Here is a 3,454-nt window from a genome sequence, read left to right on the forward strand (position 1 = left end):
ACGCCAGTGCTTGTGCTCGGCTTCGAGCACCTTGCGGCGGGCTTCGAAGTCGGCGTCCAGGCTGGGCACTTTCTTCCAGAAGTCGTCCAGCGAACCTTCGAAGAAGTCGTCGGGCACGAAGAGGTGTTTCTCCACGTCGCTCTGCTCCAGGCGATAACCGGCTTCGCGGGCCAGGATGACCAACTTGCGGATAACGTCCTTACCGCTGAGGTCGATGCGCGGATCGGGTTCGGAGTAACGCTCTTCCTGCGCCATGCGGATGGTGCGGCTGAAAGGGATGTCGGCACTGATCTTGTTGAAGATGTAGTTCAGCGTGCCGCTCAGTACGGCTTCTATCTTCAGTATCTTGTCGCCACTATGGATGAGGTCGTTGATGGTGTTGATGATGGGCAGTCCGGCGCCCACGTTGGTCTCGAACAGATACTTCACACCGCGCTGACGGGCTATCTGCTTCAGTGTGCGGTAGTTTTCGTATTCGGACGAAGCGGCTATCTTGTTGGCTGCCACTACCGATACGTTGTGTTGCAGCAGGTCTTTGTAGAGCGAAGCTACTTCGGCACTCGCCGTACAGTCGACGAAGACGGAGTTGAAGATATTCATTCCGATAATCTCGTTGCGCAAAATGCCTACAGTGCTTTCCTTACCCTTTGCGGCGAGTTCTTCACGGAAGTTGGCCAAGTCGAGCCCCTCGCGGGCAAACATCGCTCTGCTGGCATCGGCGATACCTACAACATTGAGTTGCAGACCGTTCTCCTGCATCAACTTCTGCCGCTGGCTGTGAATCTGCTGTATCAGGCTGCCGCCCACGGTGCCAATGCCGCAAATGAAGAGGTTGAGTACCTGATATTCAGAGAGGAAGAACGAATCGTGGATAACGTTAAGCGACTTACGCAACGACTTGCTGTCTACTACAAACGAAATGTTGGTCTCCGAAGCACCCTGCGCACAGGCTATCACATTAATACCGTTGCGTCCCAGCGTGCCGAACAGCTTACCGGCGATACCTGGGGTATGCTTCATGTTCTCGCCTACGATGGCTACGGTAGCCAGGTTCTTCTCGGCCTGTATGGGCGAAATCTCGCCCATCACAATTTCCTTGGCAAACTCTTCGTTCAGCACTTCGCAAGCCAGGTCGGCATCGGCATTGCGCACACCGATGGATGTCGAGTTCTCCGACGATGCCTGCGACACGAGGAAGACGCTAATGCCGTTCTTGGCCAACGCCTTGAATATGCGGTAGTTGACACCGATGACGCCCACCATACCGAGACCCTGCACAGTAATGAGGCTCGTATCATTAATCGAAGAAATACCCTTGATGGCCTTACTCTGCGGATCGGAAACTTCCTGCTTAATGATGGTACCTTCGCCCTCGGGATTGAAAGTGTTCTTTATCAGGATAGGAATGTTCTTGTGGCAGACGGGGTAGATGGTAGGCGGATAGACTACCTTGGCACCGAAGTTACAAAGTTCGGTAGCTTCCACGTAGCTCAACTCCTTGATGGTGTAGGCAGTGGAGATGACACGCGGATCGGCGGTCATGAAGCCGTCCACATCGGTCCAGATTTCCAGACTGTCGGCATCGAGCGCAGCGGCCACAATGGCTGCCGTGTAGTCCGAACCTCCGCGGCCCAGGTTGGTCACGACGCCCGTCGTCTTGTCGGTAGCAATGAAGCCCGGTATCAGCGTACGGCGGGGCAATTCGCGGAAGGTCTCACGCACCAGGCGATAGGTCTGGTCGGCATCGAGAATGTGTTTCGAGAATTTCTTTTCTGTCTTGATGAACTGACGCGAGTCGCGCCATTCGGCCCCTGTCAGACGTGCCGCAATGAGCGACGACAGGCGTTCGCCATAGCTTACGATGGTGTCGCTGGTCTTCTGCGACAGGTCTTTTATCAGGTATACGCCCTGAAAGATGTCCTTCAGTTCGTTGAGCAACTCGCCCACTTCGCGTTGCAAGGTCACCTGCTCTTCGCCTGCCGGAATAATTTCCTTCACCATCTCGACGTGGCGGTAGACTATTTCCTTGAATTCGTTCTCGTACGAAGCGTCGCCTGCCGCTGCCAGCCGCGAGGCATTGAGCAGCTTATCAGTAATGCCGCCCAGGGCCGATACGACAACGATGACCGGCTCGTCGACCGCTTCCACTATTTTCTTCACACTCAGGATACTGCTTGCGGTTCCTACGGACGAACCGCCAAACTTCATTACTTTCATTATATTAGACTGTTTTTATTGACGATAATAGATAATTGAAAAAGGAAACGAGACGAAAGAAAAAAAGATCTTCTCTCCTCGCATCAAAAAAATAAAGCTGTTTTGAAATGGTGTAACACGTAGAAACACAAATACTATCCCCTAACCCCTAAGGGTCATGGTCCACATGGATGTGACGGTATGTTGGAAGTACTTGTTCATAGCTCTTGTTTCTATCGTTTCTGATAAGTGTTGCAAAAGTAACAATAAAAACGTTCATTCTATCACTTTTTGCCACTTTTTTACGATAAAAATATAGAAAGAGCCCAAAATATGCAGAAATATGCCGAATCCACAACAGACAAACTGTGCCGTTTACAGTCCTCGGAAAGAAGATTGGGATGTTCTTTTCTTACACTTTGTTAGAATTTACGATATATATCATTATCTTTGCACAGTAGAACCGAAAGAAACGAGCGTATGACCCCAGAGAACACTTCCGTTTTGTTAATATACACCGGTGGAACCATCGGAATGATCGAGAATCCGGAAACGGGCGCGCTGGAGAACTTCAATCTGGAGCAGCTCCAAAAGCATGTGCCCGAACTCCAGAAGTTTGCCTTCCGTATCGACACTTACCAGTTCGACCCGCCTATGGACTCGTCGGACATGGATCCCGAAGCGTGGCGAAGGCTGGTACGCATCATCAGCGACAACTACCAACAATATACAGGCTTCGTCATCCTGCACGGCACCGATACGATGGCCTTCACGGCCTCGGCCTTGAGCTTCATGCTCGAAGGGCTGAACAAGCCCGTCATCCTGACCGGCTCGCAACTGCCCATCGGCGTGCTGCGTACCGACGGTAAGGAAAACCTGCTGACCAGCATCGAGATAGCCACAGCCTGCCACAGCAACGGCCGCCCCATCGTGCCCGAAGTATGTATCTTCTTCGAGAACCACCTGATGCGCGGAAACCGGACAACCAAAATCAATGCCGAAAACTTCAACGCCTTCCGCTCGTACAACTATCCTGTACTGGCTTCGGCAGGTATACATATTAAATATAATAATGTGCAGATTCATCCCCACGGCATCCGCCGCGAACTGAAACCGCACTTCCTGCTCGACACCAACATCGCCATTCTGAAGCTGTTCCCCGGCATTCAGGAGAACGTGGTGCGCTCGCTCTTCGCCACCGAAGGACTGAAAGCCGTCGTACTGGAAACCTACGGTTCGGGCAACGCTCCCCGCAAGC

General features: G+C 52.3%; 2 protein-coding genes. One reads left to right on the top strand and one right to left on the bottom strand.

Annotated elements, in window-relative coordinates:
* Window positions 1–2,217 (bottom strand): bifunctional aspartate kinase/homoserine dehydrogenase I (thrA, locus tag QVP67_RS00285; protein WP_288179730.1); only part of this gene is annotated, 2,217 nt, incomplete at its 3' end.
* 459 nt (window positions 2,218–2,676) lie between these two features.
* Here thrA and QVP67_RS00290 point away from each other — a divergent pair.
* Window positions 2,677–3,454, top strand: a 778-nt coding sequence (locus QVP67_RS00290; protein ID WP_288179731.1) for an asparaginase, incomplete at its 3' end; no start/stop codon positions are given.

The organism is Bacteroides sp. CAG:633 (assembly GCF_000435115.1).
Taxonomy (GTDB): domain Bacteria; phylum Bacteroidota; class Bacteroidia; order Bacteroidales; family Bacteroidaceae; genus Bacteroides; species Bacteroides ndongoniae.